Here is a 21,600-nt window from a genome sequence, read left to right on the forward strand (position 1 = left end):
CATGGATGTATGTTTTCTTACCAATAAGAAGTTCTGATTATGAGCCCTTATACAAAAAGTATCAAAGTTTAATTTCGGAAATTAATAGTCTAAAGGATTTTCAGAAATTAAGTCAGTTATCAATATCTGATAACAAAGAATTGAGAAGATTTCATAGCGTCGAAATTCGGGTGAACCAAGCTTCAGAAAAGAAAGTACTTGAAAAGTGGTTACAATTTACTCCTAATAATTTTGGTTGGGAACAAAAATATGCATTTGAAATACCTCCGGATTGTGATATGCTGGGCATTAAATTGAAAACTCCTCAAGAAGATTATTTTTATTCTGTCGTACGTGATTTTAATAAAGATTTCAATTGGCTAATAATTAGCGATATTCAAGATGTATTAAATCGATTAATGCTAATTCTCAATATAGCAAGTAATTCTATGGTTGATTTCTTAGAAGGATCAGCATACTTTGATAACGGATTTCATATCGGAAAAACTACTACTTACATAAGCAATATGGAATTTGTTTATGGTCATTCTTATGGTCTCAACTGGCCAATTATTCCAGATATAACTCTAAGTCAAGTTGTAGAATGGTTTTCTGAAAATATGCATCCGTATGAGCTTAGCACCAATTCTGTTCAGAGAGGTATTAACTCCTTTTCTTATAGTTTTTACAAACCTGGACAGTTAGAATCTTCAAATTTATTTTGGATGATGTTAGGTATAGAAGCTATTTTATGCGAGGGGAAGAGTGAAATCCAAAAACAAATTTCAATGAAACTTTCTTTAATTTTTGATACTCCTCCCAATTTTAAGAAAAAAATAAATCAATTATATAATTATAGGTCTAGGTTAATTCATGGAGATTTAAATCTCACTGGTAAATTTAGTTACGATAGAAATGAACTTACGGAAGAATACAATAATTATTTATATTTTGCCACTTCAATTCTAATCTCATTGATTAAGGATTTAATTCAGAAGAATAAGACTAAATACGAATTTGAAATTATCCTTAAAGACTAGTCTTGCTAAGAAAAACGCATTGTTTTTTAAGAATAGAATGTTTGTTATCTTTAGACAAACAGCACTGTCATGAAAACAAAAATATGCATATTACTCACTTTTTTAGGAGCTTACCTAACTGCTCAAGAGAATACTACTAAAATTCTGCCTGCAGAGATACAGATTAAGACTGCGGTTCTTCCCGCACCAGAGGCCGATAAAGAGGCGGCAATGGTGTACGGCTATGATACCACGGGTAATATGGTTGTACTTCGCCAGGGAAGCAATAATCTCATTTGCCTTGCCGATGACCCTAGTAAGGAGGGTATAAGTGTCTCCTGCTACTCCAAAAAGTTAGAACCTTTTATGAAAAGGGGTAGAGAGCTTACGGCAGAAGGAAAAAATTTTAAGGAAAAGAGAGAAATCCGAGGTATGGAAGTAGCCCAAGGTAAAATTAAAATGCCCAATGAGCCTAGTATGACGTATATCTATTATGGAAGTGAAGCGGGTTATAATCCTGATACGGGTGAATTAGCGGATGGTCAATTCAGATATGTCATATATACGCCTTTCGCAACTACGGAGTCCACAGGATTGCCCGATAAACCGCATGCCAAAGGAATGCCATGGTTAATGGATCCTGGTACATTCCGAGCTCACATTATGGTCGGGCCTTTTAACTAATAGCCCAAAATTAGTATAATGGAAGCATACGCTACGGCCTTACTTTATGCCATTCCTTTTTTCATGGTACTCTTGGCAGTTGAGATTCTGTACGGTTATCTCATCAAAAATCAAAAGCATAATGTTCTAGACTCCGTTTCTAGTATAAGTTCTGGGCTTACCAATATCATAAAGGATTCTCTAGGAATAGGGGTTATCCTAGTTACCTATCCTTACTTATTAAATACCCTTGCAGTTACTGAAATTGAAAATACTTGGCTGGTTTGGATAATTGCATTCATCGCAATAGACTTTGCCGGGTATTGGAACCATAGACTAAGTCACAAAATAAATTTTTTCTGGAACCAACATGTTATACATCACAGCAGCGAGGAGTTTAATCTGGCCTGCGCATTGCGGCAATCCATTTCTAATTTATTGGGATATTTTCCTTTTCTCTTAATCCCTGCCGCTTTGTTGGGCATACCAAATGAGGTAATCGCCATCTTAGCTCCTGTGCATTTATTCGCTCAGTTCTGGTACCACACACAACACATCGGAAAATTAGGTTTCTTGGAATATATTATTGTGACACCGTCCCAACATCGGGTGCATCATGCGATAAACCCGGAATACATCGATAAGAATTTAGGACAACTATTATGTGTGTGGGACAGGCTTTTCGGTACGTTTCAGGAAGAATTAGATGAGGTGCCTCCCCAATATGGTATATTGAAACCCGCAAGAACATGGAATCCGTTATATATTAATTTTCAACATCTTTGGAGATTACTTCTAGATGCTTGGAGAACCGATAATTTGTGGGACAAAATAAGAATATGGTTTATGCCCACTGGTTGGAGACCAAAAGACGTACTAGAGGCGTATCCTATTCAGGTAATAAAGGATGTCTATACCTTTGAGCGTTATAAGACGGCGACCTCTACATTATTTAACGCTTATCTGATATTTCAGTTGTTGACTACAACCGCTTTATTATTATTTATGTTCTTTAACTACGGGAATTTGAACTATAAAGAACTCCTTATGTACGGAGGTTTGATATTTTTAGGAATTTATGGGTATACGAGCTTAATGGACAGAGCTTCCTATGCCGTTTGGGTCGAGGTGTTCAGAGGGGTTCTGGGAGTCCTTGTCGTTCTCATTACCCAAGATTGGTTTGGACTGAATGTCTATGTAGTTTGGGGAAGTTTGATGGTGTCCGTTTATTTTGTTATCACTATTACAGGTGGTATTTACTTTACCTTTAGTAAAACTTTAGAGCCTAAAAATCAATTGACCATTTAAATCAAAAGCATGATAAGACCCTATATTTTAGCGGAAACCAATTGGAAGCATGTCAAGGACGAGAGCTTTGAACTTGCTATTTTACCCTGGGGAGCAACGGAGGCCCATAATTATCATTTACCTTATGCTACCGATAATTTTCAGGCTGAAGCAATGGTTCAAGAATCAGCAAAAATGGCATGGGAAGAAGGCCATAAAGTCGTTGTATTACCAACCATTCCATTTGGAGTAAATACGGGGCAAAAGGATATTTATTTGGACATGAATTTGAACCCAAGTACACAATTGGCCATTCTTAGGGATATTATCACGGTATTAAATAATCAAGGAATTTATAAATTATTGATATTCAACGGACATGGTGGTAATAATTTTAAACCTTTGGTTAGGGAGTTGGGCTTAGAATTTCCTAATATGTTCATTAGTTTCTGTTTTTTTCCACAAATGTTTAATAAGTCCATGTATTTCAAGGAAGCAGGTGATCATGCCGACGAAATGGAAACTAGTCTTATGCTCTATTTAAGACCAGATTTAATTCTTCCAAGGGCCGAGTGGGGTAGAGGAGAAGCTAAGAAGTTTAAAGTAAACGCTTTTAATGAAGGATGGGCATGGGCAGAACGTCAATGGTCTAAGGTCAGCGCGGACACGGGTATTGGAAATCCTGAATACGCTACCAAGGATAAGGGAGAACGTTTCTTTAAGGATGTTTGCGAAAAACTTTCAAAGCTTCTAAAAGAGCTTTGTGATGCCGATTTGGAGCATCTATTCGAATAGCTAGAGGGCCAATTTTAGCGTAATTCCTGATTCACTAGTTTAATGTAGGATTTCATTGCGGCCTTTTGGTCTATGTTTTTAGCTTGTATTAAGGCATTGGCCTTGAAAGCATTAATTAAGGGCGTTTTACTACCAGGGTTTTCAAAATTTTCGTGGGCAATTTTGTAGTAAGCATATAGTTTTAGCAGAACATCCGCTGGAATGGGGGCTTGGTAACTATTCACAAAATCAATTGCCTCTTTAAAATCAGTATGTAATTTCTTCTTTTTCATTCGGATCTACAAATGTAGCTATACAGGTATTGGCTCCTTTTACTTTCTGATTTAGCTGCACATTTATTTGACAGTCTAAGGGTAAGAAAACATCTACTCTTGAACCAAATTTAATAAAGCCAGAATCGTCACCCTGTTGAACACTTTCTCCTTTTTCTGCGTAATTCACAATTCGCCTGGCCATAGCACCTGCAATTTGCCTAAAGAGGATATCACCAAATTTAGGAGTTCTAATAACCACAGTTGTCCGTTCATTTTCCTCACTTGATTTTGGATGCCAAGCAACTAGATACTTGCCAGGATGATATTTGGAATATTGAATACTACCGCTTGCCGGATAGCGTGTGACATGCACATTAACAGGAGACATGAAGATGGAAACTTGCTTACGTTTATCTTTAAAGTACTCATTTTCTTCCACTTCTTCTATAACTACGACTTTGCCATCCACAGGAGAGAGAATCTCATCAAAATTCTTGGTAACTATTCTTTTGGGATTTCTAAAGAATTGTAGAATTAGAACAAGTATAACCAAGGCCGTTATTTGTATCGTAAGTTTTAGCCATGGAATTTGCACAAAGAAATGGGATAGAATGATGGCAATGCCAATTACGAAAAAGGTAGTCAATATAATTTTTTGACCCTCTCTATGAAACATATGTAAAAATATTTAATGTTAAGTACGCAAAAGGAGCGGCGAAAACGAGACTGTCTAACCTATCTAACATACCGCCATGACCAGGTAAAATAGCACCGCTATCCTTTACCCCAGCGGTTCTTTTTAATTTGGATTCTATTAAATCTCCCAAGCTTCCGCATATTACGATTACCGTTCCCAATATCATCCATTGCCACGGCCCGATAATCTGTTCCTGTGTTCCCATAATATATGCCGCACCAAGAGCAAAGATAAAACCTCCAAGCGTACCTTCAACGGTTTTTTTCGGTGAAACGGCAGGGAATAATTTGGTTCTGCCTATACTTTTTCCGACCAAATAGGCAAAGGAGTCGTTCACCCAAATGAGTATAAAGATTCCCATGATAAGCAACTTGGCAAACGCATCGTTCTTATACGGAATCATGGTTAGAAAAATGCAGCCACCTCCAATATAAAAAAGCCCGATTAAGAACTTCTGAAGGGTATTGAACATTCTTTTTTTATTCGAGAAAAGGTAAAAGAGTAGCACAACGTCAACAATGATGGTAATCACCATCAAAATATTGATTAAAAATTGATCATGAACAAGGTAGATATAGGCCCACCATAGCAGTAAATAAGCCGCAAAGAGGTAGTACCCTTTTAGCTGTACCAACCGTTTGTATTCATAGAGACATGCTAAACCAAAAGTCATAAAAAGGAAATCAAAGGCGTCTGAACTAAGGAATACGGCAGAGAGTAATAAAATGATGTACACGCCCCCAGTTAGTGACCTTCGTAAAATTTCCTTCATACTACAAATCTTCCAATAATAAGAGATAAAGATTCTTTGTGCTGCTTCCGTAGGTAAGAAAATCATCGGAGTTCTCCTCGGTAGCCTTAAAATGTTTCAGTGTGGTAATATTTGCCGGTATTTTAGCTCCGTATTTTCTTTTTATGGTTTTTAACCCTTCTCCAATAGATTCTACCAATTGGCTCGTGGTGGCAAAGACAACAACATTACTCGGCAGCTCGTTCACTTTTCTTTCGTTCAGTTGATTGGAACATACGAGAATACTTCCGTTCTGAGCTATTAAGTGCTCACATGTCGTGAAAAAGACCTGGCTCTCTTTTGGTTTATTCGTGAATAAAATACCTTCTTTGCCGAATTTTTCTGAAAGTCTGGAATCCATTACAAAGAATGGCTCTTTCTCCCAACTATTTTCCTCTACGATAGATTGTAGGGCACTAGAAATTTCTTGTTGTGAAACACAGTAGATGAACTTACCACCATTCTTTTTAAAATGAATAGTGAATTTTTCATCTACTGGAAGATTTAAATCAGGCATATGTTGGCCACGGGTTTCTGCAGTTTCTTTTGAAACCTTCTTTTTACCGCCACCAAATAATATGTCTAATAATCCCATCTAAAAATGCAAAGTACTCTTTTGATTGATTACAACGTAAAAGACCAGATTTTAACCTTCTTTTACTACTTCTTCATCTTCCTTGGATGCTTCTTTCGATTTTTTCTCTTCGGCCTCTTGGCGAATATCCTTTTCAAAAGCTCGCTTACCAAAGATTTTCTCTAAATCTTCCTTAAAGATAACTTCTTTCTCCAACAATCTTTCCGCTAAGGTCGTAAGTTTATCCTTATTATCAGTAAGAACTTTAATAGCACGCTGATATTGTTCTTCAATTATCTTGGAAATTTCTTCGTCGATTGTTTTAGCGGTCTGCTCACTGTAAGGCTTTGAAAATCCATAAGAGTCCTGACCGGAAGAATCATAATATGTTAAGTTTCCTATTTTATCGTTTAGGCCATAAATAGTAACCATAGCTCTGGCTTGTTTCGTAACCTTTTCCAAATCACTTAACGCACCGGTTGAAATTTTATTGAAAATAACTTTTTCGGCAGCTCTACCGCCCATGGTGGCGCACATTTCATCTAACATCTGCTCTGGTCTAACAATAAGACGTTCCTCTGGCAGATACCAAGCTGCACCCAAGGACTGCCCTCTGGGAACTATGGTAACTTTTACCAGTGGGGCAGCATGCTCCAACATCCAACTAGTGGTGGCATGTCCCGCCTCATGATAGGCAATCGTTTCTTTTTCTCCAGGAGTAATAATTTTGTTTTTCTTTTCTAGACCGCCGACAATTCTGTCTACAGCATCCAAAAAGTCTTGCTTATTCACCGCTTTTTGTTCTTTACGCGCGGCGATTAAGGCCGCTTCATTACAAACGTTGGCGATATCTGCACCTGAAAAACCTGGCGTTTGTCTTGCCAAGAAGTCCAAATCTAGGGTTTCTGAAGTTTTTATGGGTCTTAAGTGTACTTCAAAAATCTCTTTACGCTCTCTAATGTCCGGTAAATCAACATAAATCTGCCTGTCAAATCTACCTGCTCTCATAAGCGCTTTATCCAATACATCGGCCCTGTTTGTCGCAGCAAGGACAATTACGTTGGTATTGGTACCAAAACCGTCCATTTCAGTTAACAACTGGTTCAGGGTATTCTCACGTTCATCGTTAGAGCCTGTGAAGTTATTCTTTCCTCTAGCGCGTCCTATCGCATCGATTTCATCAATGAAGATTATTGCAGGAGATTTATCTTTGGCCTGTTTAAAAAGGTCTCGTACCCTTGAAGCCCCTACACCTACGAACATCTCTACGAAATCAGAACCTGATAGAGAGAAGAAAGGCACTTTTGCTTCACCTGCAACAGCTTTTGCCAGTAAAGTTTTCCCCGTACCCGGAGGACCGACTAAGAGGGCTCCTTTGGGAATTTTACCACCCAGAGATGTGTATTTGTCCGGATTCCTTAGGAATTCTACAATCTCTTCAACCTCCTCTTTAGCACCTTCTAAACCTGCGACATCCTTAAACGAGGTTCTTGTATCCGTTTTCTCGTCAAAGAGCTTGGCTTTTGATTTTCCGATATTGAAAATCTGCCCTCCGGCACCACCACCTCCTCCGCCAGACATTCTGCGCATTAGATATATCCAAATCCCTATGATCAGTACAAAGGGTAAAAGTGATAGTAGAAAATCTAGAATAGCTGTAGATTCCTTGCCAAATTCAACAATGGTGTCTAAGTTATTTTCCTTTTTGATTTCCGTAATTTCATTTTGAAAAATTTGGAGATCACCATAATCCAAAGTGTATTGTGGTACTTTGGTAGTGGAAGGTATAAAGGGTTTCTCCGTTACACCCTTGTGCACATCCTTGGCCAGTGCCTCATCGGTAAGAAAGACTTTTGCCTGATTGGTATTCGTGATAATCAGAATCTTTTCAATATCCCCGTTTCGTAGGTATTCCTGAAGCTCTGAAGTTGTTGTTTTTTCAGCACTTGCTAGATTATCACTATTAAAAAATTGAAAACCTATGAGCAGTACTGCCACCAATCCGTAAATCCACCATGAGCTAAACTTAGGTTTCTTAGGATTTGTATTATTTTCTTTAGCCATTTTAATTTTTTATTGATTAATGCTACTTTCTATCGTTGTAAATTTGGCGTCTCCCCATAGACCTTCTATGTCATAGAATTCGCGAACTTGTTTTTGGAACACATGCACAACTACGTTTACATAATCCATGAGTATCCATTCGGCATTGTCCTCACCTTCTATATGCCAGGGTTTGTCCTGAATAGCTTTACTAACTGTTTTTTGGATAGAGCCCACTATGGCGTTTACATGCGTATTAGAAGTACCATTACAAATGATAAAGTAGTCACAAACGGTATTCTCAATTTCCCTTAGGTCAAGTAAATTTATATGGTGTCCTTTTACTTCCTCAATGCCTTGTAAAATTAAAGTAATCAACTCATCTGCGCTAGCTTTCTTTTTCTGCATTCAAAAAATTTAGTTTCTACAAAGTTATTGTTTTTTTGTTCTTTTGAGGTTAGTTTTTAACAATAGATTAAAGATTGCTAAAACCAAATCTTAATGCAAATAATCAAACTTAGTGCCACGGAGTCTACAAATACCTATTTGAAGGAACTGGCATTAGTGAAAAATCTAGAGGATTTCACCGTTGTCGTTACCGAAAAACAGACGAAAGGTAGGGGTCAAATGAACGGTATGTGGGAGTCTGAAGATGGTAAAAACCTCACTTTCAGCATTTTGAAAAAATTTACTTCTCTTACAATTCAAGATCAGTTCTTAATAAGTATTTGTGCCTCTTTGGCGGTTTACAGGTCACTCATGGCTTTCAAAATTCCTGATGTAAGGATTAAATGGCCTAACGACATTCTGTCAGGTAATTCTAAGATTTGTGGCATTCTTATTGAAAATAGTATTTCTGGTCTTAAAATTTCGTCTTCGGTCATAGGAATAGGCCTCAATGTGAATCAAATTACTTTTGAAAATCAGCCTAAAGCAACATCTTTGTATGCCCTAACAGGCAGAACAATAGATTTAGAAGATTCGTTGCATACGGTTTTGCAAAATCTGAACACCTATTTATCGAAAATTAACCCTTTGAATTGGGAAATGCTTTTGGACGAATATCATAGTCTATTGTTCCGAAAAGATGTCTTGTCCCATTTTGTCCTGGAGAACGATGAAGTATTTCAAGGCACCCTACTAGGTATTGGCAAAGAGGGTAAATTAAAAGTGAGATTAGAAGACGGAGCAGTCCGTGAATTTGCACTTAAAGAAGTTAGTTTACAATATTAAATTTTAGCCAAATTCGTAGCGAGCGTATTAATGAAATTGGTAATAGGGTTTTTTATCATCATCGCCATCATTGCATTGAACTCACCGGCAAAACTTAGCGTTACTTCGCTTTTATGATCTTGTAAGTCAGCAATGTCCGCCGTTAGGGTAAAGGGGAGTTTCTCACTTGCGGCACCCAATACTATTTGACTATGTGGGGTTTCTGTTTTTCGCTCCAGTACAATTTCTGGCATACCTTTAAGTGCGAAAAGAAACCTATTTTCATTCAGAACTTCAAATTTATCTATGTTCTCTGGCATTAATTGTTCAAAATTTGCCAAATCACTTAAAAATTCAAAAGTTTCCGTTTGACTTTTACTTACTGCTGCTTTAGGTGTTTCTATAAACATATTTTTATTGTAACCATTCTGATGGCGTCACACGCCAATCCATTAATGTATGTAGTTGTTCTTCTTTTATGTAACCTGTTTCCGAGGCCTGCTTTACAAGGTATTCATAGCTGCTCAAAGTGTGAAGTTCAATATCCTTTTCACTAAAATTCTTTACAGCAAGGTCAAAGCCATAGGTGAAAATAGCGAGCATACCCTTTACCTTGGCATTTTGCTCTTCTAAGGCGGCTACCGCATTTAAACTACTCTTTCCTGTGCTAATCAAATCTTCGATGACTACAACGGTTTGGTTTGCCTCTAACTGGCCTTCTATCTGATTCTTTCTCCCATGGGATTTAGGTTCTGGTCTTACATATATAAAGGGTAGACCCAAGGCGTCCGCTACCAAAACCCCCATACCAATGGCGCCTGTGGCAACACCCGCAATAACATCTGGCTTACCATAAAGTGTTTCTACTTGTTTTGCAATTTCCTCACTGATATACTTTCTGATAGTAGGATACGAGAGTAAAATTCTATTATCGCAATATATAGGAGATTTCCAGCCTGATGCCCAAGTAAAAGGATTTTCAGGATTCAATTTTATTGCATTAATTTGCAGCAGAAGTTCCGCTGTTTTTTTAGCCGTGTTCTTGTCTAAAACCATGACGCAAATGTATAAAGTTTTTGTTAATGAATTACCCTTGATATTGACAAATAAACTCTCTGAAACATCCGACGGCGAGTATTTTCTACTAAATCAAGAATCTATACTGGAGGCAATTAAGGCGTTGAAAAAGAAAAAACTCTCCATTGCCTATATCTATCACCCTAACCATGAGGAAATTCTAAAGAAATTTACTCAAGAAATACCTATGATTGTGGCAGCTGGGGGTGTAGTAACCAACCAAAAGGGAAAGGTACTTTTTATTTACAGGAACGATAAGTGGGATTTACCTAAGGGTAAATTGGACAAGGGAGAGTCTATTGAAGCTTGCGCTGTAAGGGAGGTAATGGAAGAAACGGGTGTTGAAGGGCTTCGAATAGAGAATTTTTTGCGTACCACCTATCACGTCTTTAATAATTCTGGAAAACCCACTTTGAAACAAGTGCATTGGTACGCCATGAAGACAGACTATGACGGTAAACTTAAACCGGAAAAAAAGGAGGGAATAGTAAAAGTAAAATGGAAGGGTCCCAATAAAATTCAGAAGGCATTACAGAATTCCTACAACAATATCAAAATCTTATTTGAAGGGGATTAAAGCTGGCAAAGGGCGTTAATTCTTCATAAATCGATATACAGGGTATTGCATATGTGCTTTTTCATAGTACTTGGATTTTTCAAAGAGCCATTCTAATTGTGCATACCAATTTTCTGAAAATGATAATTCCTGTTCCTTTTTCAGTTGAAATTCGCGGTTTAAAATACTGTCGTTTTGTAGCATTTTCAATGCGCTATCTTCAAATACGTAAGGGGAGAAACCTTCTTTTTGTTGAAGTATAGTATCAAAAAAGTTCCAGTTAAAAAATGAATCTGGCGCGGTAGGTTCTAAAGTTTCTAGTATATATCTAAAGCCTGTCTGATTCGTAGGAACCCAGATATCATCTTTTTTTAATTGAACTTCACGCATTGTTGAACTGACTTTTGTATTAAAGTGCAGGTAGTGGCCCTCATACGGATTTTCTACGGTCTCATAATCTTGTATACGGTAGGAACCTACATTTAATAGCGTATCGTTTTCAACAGCGGTATATTCAATATGGTTCAGATCTAGTAATTCTATGACCTTGTTCCATTGCTTCGGGATAATGTAGGCTTCGGGTATTTTTACGGAATCCGACGGCATAAAATAATTCTGATAAGTAACATTTTTTGTAAAGGGAGCATCCCTGTTGAATTTTAATCTAGGAAATCCCGTTACCTCGCTGGGAATCGTATCCGCCTTAAAACCTTTAAAATTCAAGACCGAGTATTGAGTCGTGTCTACTTGCCATTGTACAGGATAATATTCCCACTCTAAATGTCTTCTGCCAGCTTCATCCCTTAATCGCTTAATTCTTTCCCCATCGATTTCGGCGATGGCTATCATTTTTTTCATAAGCATATATGTACCGTCTACCCTTTGTTTATAAGGTTTTAGCATATGGGTTTCCACCATCATTCCTAGGGTATTCCATAATGTCGTATACCCTGTGGAATATCTTGGGTGGTCCATAAACTGTTGAAATCCGATTTCTGGTGGTTTATTGAATACATTAACGTACGGGGTAATGTCCCAACCTGAAAGGGCCAAGGAATCCTGCAGTGCTGGCATTAAAGAATCGTTTAAATAAGCACCGAGTTCATCACCTAATTTGTTGTGCTGCGTAAAAAGATGGGTAAGTATATATTGGTAATCCGCACCATTACTTACGTGGTTATCTATAAACACATCTGGCTTTACCATATGAAAAATCTGTGCAAAGGTTCTTGCATTCTTTGTATCGCCCTTAATAAAGTCCCTGTTTAGATCAAAATTTCTGGCATTACCTCTGAACCCGTAGGATTTAGGACCATTTTGATTTGCCCTACTGTGCGAATTTCTGTTAAGCGCACCGCCTACATTATAAACTAGGATGCTTGCGACTACCGTTCTTTCCAGGGGACTAATTTTGCCACTTGCTAAATCCCTGAACAGCATCATTGTGGCATCTATACCATCGCTTTCTCCGGGATGAATTCCGTTATTGATTAGGATGACGGTATTTTCTTCTCCGATTTTATTAAAATTAAAAGTACCACCTTCGTTATAGGTCACCACATGCAAAGGTTCACCACTATCGGTTTCGCCAATGGTCTGAATATTAATTTCTGGAAATTCTTTGGCTAAAGCCATGTAAAATTCCAAGACTTCCGCGTAGGTTGCTGTTTTAGTACCGTTAGAAATTTCGAAGGTCGTAGGAAAATCGCGTGCTATCTCTTCTGGTTTTTTTTCGCAGGAATAGAAAATCGATATTATAGCTAAAATAAGTGTTGCCTGCTTCATTATTTACGACTTAGTTTTGAGTGAATCTCAAAATTGTGAAGCGTAAAAATAATTAAAATTACAGACAGATGTGGTTAGGCCACCTTAGTTATTTGGGCAATTTCTTGAGGTCGTATAGGTTTGTTATTGAAGGTAATAAGATGATGGGTTCTATTCTTGTAAGATTTCCACTTCTCAACATCATAGGGATCTATAGAAGAGGTAACAATATTGATACGCACTTTATGTTCAATAGGCAAATTTAGAAACGCTTCTAGAAACTGCCATCCGTCCATTATGGGCATATTAATGTCTAAAAAAATTATTTCGGGTAAGGTTTGGTTGTGTTTTAATTTTTCACAAATATCATCAAAAGCAATTTTACCGTTCTTATAAGTATCTATTTGTTCGCATTCCACAGTGGAATTCAACATTTTCCTTATTCCAAAGACCGTTATGGGGTCATCGTCCACTATGCCTATGTACTTAATTTTTGTCATCAAAAAATATATTAAATTTAGTACCCTGACCGACTTTACTTTCTACCGTAATTCTACCGCCCATCGCCTCAATCTGGTTCTTTGTAATATACAGGCCTATACCTCTAGCATCCTCATGAGTATGAAAGGTTTTGTACATGCCAAATAGTTTGTTTCCGTATTTTTTTAAATCTATGCCTAGTCCGTTATCCTCAATGCTTAATAAAGTTTGTTTATCACGTTTGCTTACGCTCAATGTTAGTTTAGGATCACGTTCTGGATGCTTGTACTTTATACCGTTAGTTATAAAGTTAAGGATGATACTTTCTAAATAAGATGGCACCACATTTACCTTAAGATTTTTTGGAATGTTGGTAATGATCTGTGCTTTATTGTTCAATAGGAATCCAGATAATGTTTGTTTTACCTTAGTGACCGTCTGTAATACCTTCGTAGGTTCTTTTTTGATATTAACGTTAGAACTTATGGCTACCACTTCGTTGAGATTATCCAAGGTTTCCAATAGATTTCCAGAAGCACTCATGAGCATTTTAAGGATGCCCTCTTTTTCTTTTTCGTTGGTTTCTTCGACTAAAAAGTTTAAAAGCATTGAAAAATTGGCCGAATGAGATCTTAAGTTGTGGGATACAATGTGAGCAAAGTTTATTAATTTTTTATTCTGTTGTGATGTTACGTTAATCAGGTTTCTGAGTTCTTTTTCTTTCTGTTTTATATCTGTGATATCCAAACTAATGCCTACGAGTCCGTAGGAGTTTCCTAAATGGTCTATTAGCGGTATTTTTGAGCTTAAGAATGCAGTTTCTGAACCGTCTTTTCTAATATTTACCGTCTCCTTACTAATTATTGGTTTTAAGGTCTGCAAAACCCTTAAATCTTCTTCCCTTGATAAAATTGCACTCTTGTCAGGATACAGGTCAAAATCGCTTTTACCTAAAATTTCTTTTGGATCCTCTATTCCGAGATAGTCACATTCCGCCTTATTTACGAGAATCTTTCTGGATTCCGTGTCTTTTATATATACATTTAGCGGAAGATTGTCTATTAAGGTCTTTAGAAGCTTTTCATTGTTTTTGGTTTCTAAATTGGAAAGTACTTGTTCGTCAATGTCCTGAAAGGTCCCCATTAAACTAATCAGCTTCCTTTTTCTGTAGATAGCTTTTCCTGCAGCCCTTACCCATTTCTCAGAGCCATTTGCAGTTATAATCTGCAGCTTTAGGTTCCAAGGAGTTCCTTTTTCCATCGCCTCAAAAACGGCCATGGAAATAGCATTTCTACTATGACCCTCTTTGTAAAAATTTATACTTGTCTCAATGTTAGGCTCATAACTTGGTTCTACTTCGTGAATAGCTTTTGTCATACTACACCATTGAACGGTATTTTCAATGACATTATATTCCCAACTACCAATTTGAGATATTTCTGATTGATGTTTTAGGAGTGATTCCGCTCTATCACGTTTAAGTTCGCTAACGATCATTTCTGTGATATCATTGGACTGGATGATGGCGCCAACTATATTCTCCTTATCATCGTACCAAGATGAGGTAGACCATTCATACCATTTTTCGCATCCATCTTCAAGGACTTTTTCCACCCCCATGGGGCCTGATTTACCTTGGAAACAATTTTCCAGAACGTTTTTCCATTTGGTGCTGAGTTCTGGTAGCAGTTCAAAAAGGTTTTTCCCATGAATATCTACCTCTTCTTTACCAAAGGTATTGACCCACCTATCAGAAGCGTGCGCAATACTAAAGGTCTTATCTATAAAGACCGTTGCACTTGGCAACTGCTTAACTAGATAGGAAGTGGATAAAGTTGGGGAACCCCTTTTCATTGATTGTATTTTCTTACAATTATACATTAATAGTACTACTTTCTATAGAATTTGTTGCGAAACGTATCATTGTTGTTGTAAAGGGTGGTTATGAATTGCTGAAAGATATTTTAAAAATTGTCCCTTGTCCCAAAGTACTTGTAGCGCTGATTTTGCCATTCATGGATTCAATCTGTTGTTTGGTTATGTATAGTCCAATTCCATTGCCCTTGTTTTCTTTATGGAATGTCTGGTATAGTCCAAAGAGTTTATCTCCAAATTTTTCCATATCCAGTCCTACGCCATTATCCTCTATGCTTAAGGTGGTATATGCCTTTGTTTTTTGAACACTTAAGATAATGATCGGTGCTTTATCTTTCTTTTTGTACTTAATGGCATTGGTCAAACAATTCGTAAGAATACTATCTAAGTATGCAGGTAAAGCTTTTACCTTAATACTATCGGGAATCTCATTTATAATCTTACCGTTATTTTGTTTTAAAAGTCCCATAAGATTCTGCTCTACATGGAAGATGTGTTCGTTCAAAGAAATATTTTTTTTCTCTTGGTTGGCATTAGTTTTTATGGCAAAAACTTCTCTTAACCTTTTTATAGTTTCAGACAAGTTATCCGAGGCGTTGAAAAGCATTTCCGTTAATTTCTTGCGCTCGCTTTCACCGACTTCTTTATCTAAAAAGTTTAGGAGAAGAGAAAAATTAGTGGCATGTGCCTTCAAATTATGGGATACCATATGAGCAAAATTCAGCAGGTGCTCATTCTTTTCGGTAGCATCGTCAAGAAGCCCTTTAATTCTTTTTTCTTTTTCTATTTCTGGCGTAATATTTTCAATTGTAGTAAGCACATTAAAACCTCCGGAAAAAGTTTCGATTCTTTTACCTGATAGTCGTAAGGTTAATTTTTTTCCATCTTTATTGTAAAACACTGTTTCTATAGCCTTGAACGCTCCCTTATTCTTAAGCTGTTTTGCTAAGTTGATACTGCGTTTTTTTAAGGAATCACTTATAAAAGCTTTGAACGTCTTTCCCTTAAAATAGCTAGTCTCGTATCCGGCTAATTTTGCAAAGGCATCATTTGCCGCAATAATACTACCTGTCTTAAAATCACTAAGGATCAATCCAAAAGTAACTTGGTCAAAAAAGGTGTTTTGATGCCGTTCTAATTTGTTCAACGATTGCTCATACGTAGCGGTAATATCTTGTACGGTACCAATAACACGTATGCAAACGCCATCTTTATACTTTGGTCTTCCAATAGAATTTACCCAAATGGTTTTCCCGTCTCCTCGTTTTAATTGTAAATTTTCGTTCCAGGGCTTACCCTTAGTTATGGCGTGCTGTACCCTTTCCTTAATTGTATCTCTTGAGGTCCCTTGTACGTAGTAGGCTAATGCACTATTTAAGGTGGGTTCAAAATCTTTACTTACGCCATAGATGGTATGTACTATTGGAGACCATTGCAATTGCTCTTCGTTAATTAAATATTCCCAACTACCTATTTTAGCTATATTACCTTTCTGGTTTAATATAAGTTTTGTCCGGTTTAATTCTAGCTCTAACTTTCTGCTTTTGGATATGTTATCTACCTTAAGAATAACGCCGATGATATTACCGTAACCGTCTTTCCACGGGTTCAGGTCCCAAACAAGATTATTTTCTGGATTCTTTGCGTTAGTCTGATTATCAATAATTTTGATATCCTTTAAACCATCAACGCAATATTTTAATTTCGTATCCCAATCTTTTGAAAATCTAGGGAACAGGTCATACAGATTGAGCCCGATGGCATCACTCTGAGAAAAGTCGAATTTTTTTAACCAATTTGGTGATGCACTTACCAAATTATAATTGGTATCGACAAGGGCAATGGCAGTAGGGATTTGTTGAATCCAGTCAGAGGAAAAAGAAAGGTTGGTTTTGGCACTAATCATAATAACGAAGAATTTTCTTACGAATTTATATGGTTATTCCTTTTATGGTATCAGAATTGTTGTAAATTATCAATAAAGTGTTGTTGATAAGTGATTATGTGTGGTGAAGTGATTAAAACTATTGCTCTGTCCTTACGGAATTAGGGACTAAACCAGTGTAATCTCCATTATTCCTTATAACATCCCTTACAATAGAAGAGCTGATATAAGATTTTCCGGAAGAAGTTAATAGGAATACGGTTTCTATCTCGGACAATTTTCTGTTGGTATGGGCAATAGCTTTTTCAAATTCAAAATCTCCTGGATTACGTAATCCTCTAAGAATATAATTTGCATTAACTTTTTGACAGAAATCTACCGTAAGCCCTTCATAAGTTAGCACTTTTACATTGGGTTGGTCTTTGAATGCTTCCACTATAAAATTCATGCGCTCTTCTAGAGAGAACATATACTTTTTGTCCGCGTTTTTCCCGATAGCGATAATGAGTTCGTCAAATAAAGGTATACCTCTCATAATAATATCATGATGTCCCAAGGTTAATGGGTCAAAGGAACCTGGAAAAATTGCACGTCTCATGATTTAAAGGTAGTTATTTTAGGACAAAACTTCGTTTATAGCATTTTCAAAAAGTTCGGCAAGATGTATTCCCGCTTCTTTTGCCTGTTGCGGTAATATGCTTTCCGTGGTCAGCCCCGGAGTAGTGTTCATTTCTAGCAGAAAAGGTTCGTTGCCAATGAAGATAAATTCACTTCGCGAAAAACCTGTCATTTTTAAGACATCGTAAATGGTCTGTGCGCTCTGTCTTACATTTTCTTCCTGCTCCTTTGAAATTCTTGCTGGAGTAATTTCCGTAGACTTTCCTTCGTACTTCGCTTCGTAGTCAAAAAAATCATTTTCAGTAACAATCTCGGTAATTGGTAAGACTTTAGTTTTCCCTTCATATTTTATGACTCCGACAGACACTTCCGTTCCCGATAAAAAGCCTTCTATAATAATTTCGTCATCTTCCTTATATGCAATGCTTATTGCCTTTGCCAGTTCTTCCTTCTTGTATACCTTAGAAATACCATAACTGCTCCCGGATTTATTTGCCTTAACAAAACATGGTAGTTTCACCTTTTCAATAATGGCATCTTCGTTGATTTCATCTCCCTTGTTAAGGTAATAAGATGGTGCGCACTTAATGCCATATGGTTTTAGTACACTTAGTAAATCTCTTTTGTTAAAGGTTAGTGCAGCTTGGTAAAAACCACAAGAAGTTTGAGGTATGCCCAGAAGTTCAAAATAGGCCTGCATAAGACCATCTTCTCCAGGAGTGCCATGGACGGCGTTGAAGATACAATCAAAAGTAACCCTTGTGTCGTTAATCGTTAAGGAGAAATCATGTTTGTTCACAGGGTGTTCGTTGTCATCGTCATCTACATGAACCCATTTTTCCTTTAAGATATGTATGCGGTAAGGACTAAATTTTGTTTTATCCAAATAATCATAAACAACGCTTCCGCTTTTTAATGAAATTTTAAACTCGCTAGAGTAGCCGCCCATGATGATACCTATAGTCTTTTTCATGATAAAGATGTAAGCTATTAATTTAACAAAGATGTGCTTTTCCGATTAAAGAAAAAAGTACTGCCAGAGCACCTATACCAATAAACGTGTTTGTGTAGTAACTATTAAAATAGAATTCTAATGATAAAAGGGCATTTGTTATATTTGTGGCAATAAAAGGATTTCATGAAGAATTTTCTAAATTTTTTAAAGAGCAAGACTTTTTTGATTCAGTTAGGGCTTTCTATAGTAATGCTTGTAATTTTGATTTTTCTGGTGCTGCGTTGGTTAGGCAGTACCACTAATCATGGAGAATTTGTGGAAGTTCCCGATTTTGCTAAACTCTCCGTCATGGAGATGCGCAAATCGGTTGAGGATGCTGGATTGCGCTATGAAGTTTTAGATTCCGCAAACTATAATCCGGATTATCCCCGGTTTTCAATTATAGAGCAGAATCCCGCAGCGGGGACAAAGGTAAAAACGAACCGAAAAATTTATTTTACTGTTAATCCGTCGGGTTATAAGAAAGTTACGGTTCCTAAAATTATACAGGTTACCAAAAGAAATGCATCTTCAATGCTCAAAGCTGTTGGTTTAGACGTGCAACGTGTTACTTATATAGACCAATTGGGTAAGGATATGGTGTACTATATAAAATTTAAGGGCAAGGATATTAAACCTGGAGATAAACTTCCTAAAACCTCCAAAATAGAATTGGTATGCGGTAACGGTACCATTCCTAACAGCGCCATTATAAAGGCAGACTCAGAATAGCTATGGCATCCACTTCAACCCATGAATTAGATGATGATGAGCTATACGAGCATCATAGTGTATTAGCTTCTAAAGGTCAGGAGCCTTTGCGTGTAGACAAGTTCCTTATGAACTTCATTGAAAATGCCACCAGAAATAAAATCCAGAAGGCGGCTAAAGATGGCCATGTTTGGGTCAACGGTGCCATGGTAAAGTCTAATTACAAGGTAAAGGCAGGTGATGAGGTAAAAGTGCTTTTTGAACATCCTCCACATGAATTTTTGTTGGTGGCCGAGGATATTCCTTTAGACATCATTTATGAGGATGATGTGCTTTTGGTGGTGAACAAACCGGCAGGCATGGTGGTGCATCCTGGTCACGGAAACTACTCCGGCACTTTAATCAATGCATTGATTCATCACGTAGATAATTTACCCGCCAATAGCAGTGAACGTCCTGGTTTAGTTCATAGAATTGATAAGGATACCTCCGGGCTACTGGTCATTGCAAAAACAGAGGCAGCAATGACCCACTTGTCCAAACAATTTTTTAATAAGACCTCAGAACGCGAGTATGTTGCTTTGGTTTGGGGTAATGTTAACGAAGAAGAAGGGGTTATTGAGGGGCATGTAGGCCGCAGTCCTAAAAATAGACTGCAAATGCATGTTTTTCCCGAAGGAGAAGAAGGTAAGGAAGCGGTTACCCATTTTAAGGTGATAGAGCGGTTAGGTTACGTAACACTTGTATCCTGTAGGCTAGAAACTGGTAGAACCCATCAAATAAGGGTTCATATGAAATATATTGGGCATACCTTGTTCAACGATGAGCGTTACGGAGGGGATAAGATTTTAAAGGGGACTACATTTACCAAGTATAAACAGTTTGTGGAGAACGCTTTTAAAATATTACCAAGACAGGCACTTCACGCAAAAACACTAGGTTTCGTGCATCCTCTTACCGGAAAACACATGCAATTTGATTCTGAATTACCGCAAGATATGGCCCAATGTATTGAAAAATGGCGGAGCTACGCTCAAAATAGTATGTAACATAGTTTTCTCCAATAGGGTCATTGAAACTCTTTTTAGATACCAATAGGTAGTATCCTAAATCTATTTTATTTTTATACTTAAATTTAAGTGTCTTATGAAGATTGTAATATCCCCGGCAAAATCGTTGGATTTTGAAAGCGAGTTGCCCACAACTAAATTTACGCAGCCCAATTTTCTTGTGGAGTCAGAGAAATTGAACAAGGTTTTGATAAAGAAGAAACCGAAGGCATTATCCGAACTAATGTCCATATCTGACAATTTAGCACAATTGAACTGGGAGCGCAATCAGAAATTTACGGTGCCATTTACACCTAAAAATGCCAGGCCTGCGGTCTTTGCATTTAATGGAGATGTTTATAATGGACTGGACGCTTATTCCATTCCAGAAGAAAAACTAGATAAATTACAGGACACATTACGTATCTTATCCGGGTTATATGGGGTTCTAAGACCGCTGGATTTAATGCAACCATATAGATTGGAAATGGGAACCTCTTTGAAGGTTGGAAGAAATAAAAATCTATACGAATTCTGGAAAAAAACCATAACGGAACACTTAAACGAGGAATTGGTAGCGGACGAATTGTTTGTAAATCTTGCTAGTAACGAATATTTTGGAGCTGTTGATGCAAAAGCATTAAAAGTACCGGTAATTACCCCTATTTTTAAAGATTGGAAGAACGATAAGTTAAAAGTGATTAGCTTTTATGCCAAAAAAGCAAGAGGTTCTATGGTCCGGTACATTTTGGATACCGATGCAAAAACCTTAGAGGATATACAAGGTTTTGATAGGGACGAATACCAGTTTAGCAAAGCGCACACCTTAAAAGAAAACGAACCTGTTTTTGTACGATAAAATAAACTTTTGCGAATACCGTTCTCCTAGTATACCATAAGAGTAGTTGTGCTATGAGAAAATTGATATTGTCGTTATTAGTTGTTGTTGGTTTGTTTTTTGCTTGTACCGATAGGGATGACGACGTAAATGCGGTTAATATTCGCATTAAGAATAATACGGAATCCTTGTTCAATGAAGTGTTGATCGTGGAAAATGATACCGTATACGAAAACATTCCCGCTGGGGAATTTTCTGAGTACATAGAGTTCCAACGAGCGTTCGAGGCTACGGAATTAACTGTAAAAACAGACTCAACCACCTTAACTTATACTCCTTCAGAAGTTTTTACAGATTCACTACCTATAGGTTTCTATACCTATGAACTCAGTTTTGACGAGGCACAGCAAATAGAACTTACTTTTAGAATAGAATACTAA

General features: G+C 37.2%; 24 protein-coding genes. 10 read left to right on the top strand and 14 right to left on the bottom strand.

Annotation, left to right across the window (positions count from 1 at the left end; genetic code table 11):
• Positions 1-5: 5 nt before the first annotated feature.
• The 4 genes from EJ994_RS01325 to EJ994_RS01340 all read left to right on the top strand — a co-directional run bounded on the left by EJ994_RS01325 (position 6) and on the right by EJ994_RS01340 (position 3,743).
• Positions 6-1,019, top strand: a complete 1,014-nt coding sequence (locus EJ994_RS01325; protein ID WP_126590871.1) for a HEPN domain-containing protein — start codon at positions 6-8, stop codon at positions 1,017-1,019.
• Positions 1,020-1,088: 69 nt separating this feature from the next.
• Positions 1,089-1,682, top strand: a complete 594-nt coding sequence (locus EJ994_RS01330) for a hypothetical protein (RefSeq protein ID WP_126590872.1) — start codon at positions 1,089-1,091, stop codon at positions 1,680-1,682.
• An 18-nt stretch (positions 1,683-1,700) separates the two neighbouring features.
• Positions 1,701-2,969, top strand: coding sequence for a sterol desaturase family protein (locus tag EJ994_RS01335; protein WP_126590873.1), 1,269 nt, complete (start codon positions 1,701-1,703; stop codon positions 2,967-2,969).
• Between the two features lie 9 nt (positions 2,970-2,978).
• Entirely contained in the window at positions 2,979-3,743 is a 765-nt protein-coding gene (locus EJ994_RS01340) for a creatininase family protein (protein ID WP_206507165.1), read from the top strand.
• Positions 3,744-3,757: 14 nt separating this feature from the next.
• Here the strand turns inward: EJ994_RS01340 and EJ994_RS01345 are convergent, their stop codons facing one another.
• Genes EJ994_RS01345 through rsfS form a run of 6 tightly spaced genes read right to left on the bottom strand, consistent with a single transcriptional unit; the run spans position 3,758 to position 8,509 of the window.
• Positions 3,758-4,015, bottom strand: a complete 258-nt coding sequence (locus EJ994_RS01345; RefSeq protein WP_126590874.1) for an acyl-CoA-binding protein — start codon at positions 4,013-4,015, stop codon at positions 3,758-3,760.
• On the bottom strand, positions 3,990-4,673 hold the full coding sequence (locus EJ994_RS01350; RefSeq protein ID WP_126590875.1) for a phosphatidylserine decarboxylase family protein: 684 nt from the start codon (positions 4,671-4,673) through the stop codon (positions 3,990-3,992). Before EJ994_RS01350 ends, EJ994_RS01345 begins: the two co-directional genes overlap by 26 nt.
• Complete coding sequence (locus EJ994_RS01355) at positions 4,663-5,466, bottom strand: phosphatidate cytidylyltransferase (RefSeq protein WP_126590876.1); 804 nt, start codon at positions 5,464-5,466, stop codon at positions 4,663-4,665. The genes EJ994_RS01350 and EJ994_RS01355 overlap by 11 nt, the downstream gene beginning before the upstream one ends.
• Position 5,467: 1 nt before the next feature.
• Positions 5,468-6,079, bottom strand: a complete 612-nt coding sequence (locus EJ994_RS01360; protein WP_126590877.1) for an LUD domain-containing protein — start codon at positions 6,077-6,079, stop codon at positions 5,468-5,470.
• Between the two features lie 51 nt (positions 6,080-6,130).
• Positions 6,131-8,122, bottom strand: coding sequence for an ATP-dependent zinc metalloprotease FtsH (gene ftsH, locus EJ994_RS01365; protein WP_126590878.1), 1,992 nt, complete (start codon positions 8,120-8,122; stop codon positions 6,131-6,133).
• A 9-nt stretch (positions 8,123-8,131) separates the two neighbouring features.
• Positions 8,132-8,509, bottom strand: a complete 378-nt coding sequence (rsfS, locus tag EJ994_RS01370) for a ribosome silencing factor (RefSeq protein WP_099574556.1) — start codon at positions 8,507-8,509, stop codon at positions 8,132-8,134.
• Between the two features lie 93 nt (positions 8,510-8,602).
• Here rsfS and EJ994_RS01375 point away from each other — a divergent pair, with 93 nt between their 5' ends.
• The gene (locus tag EJ994_RS01375) at positions 8,603-9,334 is read left to right on the top strand and encodes a biotin--[acetyl-CoA-carboxylase] ligase (RefSeq protein WP_126590879.1); all 732 of its coding nucleotides are present in this window, start codon (positions 8,603-8,605) and stop codon (positions 9,332-9,334) included.
• On the opposite strand, the gene EJ994_RS01380 is transcribed toward EJ994_RS01375, so the two are convergent.
• A complete protein-coding gene (locus tag EJ994_RS01380; protein ID WP_126590880.1) occupies positions 9,331-9,723 on the bottom strand; it encodes an SRPBCC family protein in 393 nt (130 codons plus the stop codon). The genes EJ994_RS01375 and EJ994_RS01380 overlap by 4 nt on opposite strands.
• Positions 9,724-9,727: 4 nt before the next feature.
• Positions 9,728-10,369, bottom strand: coding sequence for an orotate phosphoribosyltransferase (gene pyrE / locus EJ994_RS01385; RefSeq protein ID WP_126590881.1), 642 nt, complete (start codon positions 10,367-10,369; stop codon positions 9,728-9,730).
• A 7-nt stretch (positions 10,370-10,376) separates the two neighbouring features.
• Here pyrE and EJ994_RS01390 point away from each other — a divergent pair, with 7 nt between their 5' ends.
• Positions 10,377-10,967 carry an NUDIX hydrolase gene (locus EJ994_RS01390; RefSeq protein ID WP_099574575.1) on the top strand — a complete coding sequence of 197 codons (591 nt, stop codon included), beginning with the start codon at positions 10,377-10,379 and terminating at the stop codon, positions 10,965-10,967.
• Positions 10,968-10,982: 15 nt separating this feature from the next.
• On the opposite strand, the gene EJ994_RS01395 is transcribed toward EJ994_RS01390, so the two are convergent.
• The 6 genes from EJ994_RS01395 to EJ994_RS01420 form a co-directional block, all read right to left on the bottom strand.
• A complete protein-coding gene (locus EJ994_RS01395; RefSeq protein ID WP_126590882.1) occupies positions 10,983-12,731 on the bottom strand; it encodes a M14 family metallopeptidase in 1,749 nt (582 codons plus the stop codon).
• 74 nt (positions 12,732-12,805) lie between these two features.
• Positions 12,806-13,210: a response regulator gene (locus tag EJ994_RS01400; protein ID WP_126590883.1), complete on the bottom strand. Its 405-nt coding sequence runs from the start codon at positions 13,208-13,210 to the stop codon at positions 12,806-12,808.
• Positions 13,197-15,044: a PAS domain S-box protein gene (locus tag EJ994_RS01405; protein ID WP_126590884.1), complete on the bottom strand. Its 1,848-nt coding sequence runs from the start codon at positions 15,042-15,044 to the stop codon at positions 13,197-13,199. Before EJ994_RS01405 ends, EJ994_RS01400 begins: the two co-directional genes overlap by 14 nt.
• An 88-nt stretch (positions 15,045-15,132) precedes the next feature.
• The gene (locus EJ994_RS01410) at positions 15,133-16,971 is read right to left on the bottom strand and encodes a PAS domain S-box protein (RefSeq protein WP_126590885.1); all 1,839 of its coding nucleotides are present in this window, start codon (positions 16,969-16,971) and stop codon (positions 15,133-15,135) included.
• Between the two features lie 118 nt (positions 16,972-17,089).
• Positions 17,090-17,548 (bottom strand): pantetheine-phosphate adenylyltransferase, encoded by a 459-nt coding sequence (coaD, locus tag EJ994_RS01415; RefSeq protein WP_126590886.1) that lies wholly within the window; start codon positions 17,546-17,548, stop codon positions 17,090-17,092.
• Between the two features lie 18 nt (positions 17,549-17,566).
• The gene (locus EJ994_RS01420; RefSeq protein ID WP_126590887.1) at positions 17,567-18,541 is read right to left on the bottom strand and encodes a D-alanine--D-alanine ligase; all 975 of its coding nucleotides are present in this window, start codon (positions 18,539-18,541) and stop codon (positions 17,567-17,569) included.
• Positions 18,542-18,706: 165 nt separating this feature from the next.
• On the opposite strand from EJ994_RS01420, the gene EJ994_RS01425 reads away from it, so the two are divergent.
• The 4 genes from EJ994_RS01425 (at position 18,707) to EJ994_RS01440 (ending at position 21,600) form a co-directional block, all read left to right on the top strand.
• Positions 18,707-19,294 carry a PASTA domain-containing protein gene (locus tag EJ994_RS01425; RefSeq protein ID WP_126590888.1) on the top strand — a complete coding sequence of 196 codons (588 nt, stop codon included), beginning with the start codon at positions 18,707-18,709 and terminating at the stop codon, positions 19,292-19,294.
• Positions 19,295-19,296: 2 nt separating this feature from the next.
• Positions 19,297-20,322 (top strand): RluA family pseudouridine synthase, encoded by a 1,026-nt coding sequence (locus tag EJ994_RS01430; RefSeq protein WP_126590889.1) that lies wholly within the window; start codon positions 19,297-19,299, stop codon positions 20,320-20,322.
• Positions 20,323-20,419: 97 nt separating this feature from the next.
• Entirely contained in the window at positions 20,420-21,181 is a 762-nt protein-coding gene (yaaA, locus tag EJ994_RS01435) for a peroxide stress protein YaaA (RefSeq protein WP_126590890.1), read from the top strand.
• A 53-nt stretch (positions 21,182-21,234) separates the two neighbouring features.
• Positions 21,235-21,600, top strand: a complete 366-nt coding sequence (locus tag EJ994_RS01440) for a hypothetical protein (RefSeq protein WP_126590891.1) — start codon at positions 21,235-21,237, stop codon at positions 21,598-21,600.

This window comes from Maribacter sp. MJ134, from assembly GCF_003970695.1.
Taxonomy (GTDB): domain Bacteria; phylum Bacteroidota; class Bacteroidia; order Flavobacteriales; family Flavobacteriaceae; genus Maribacter.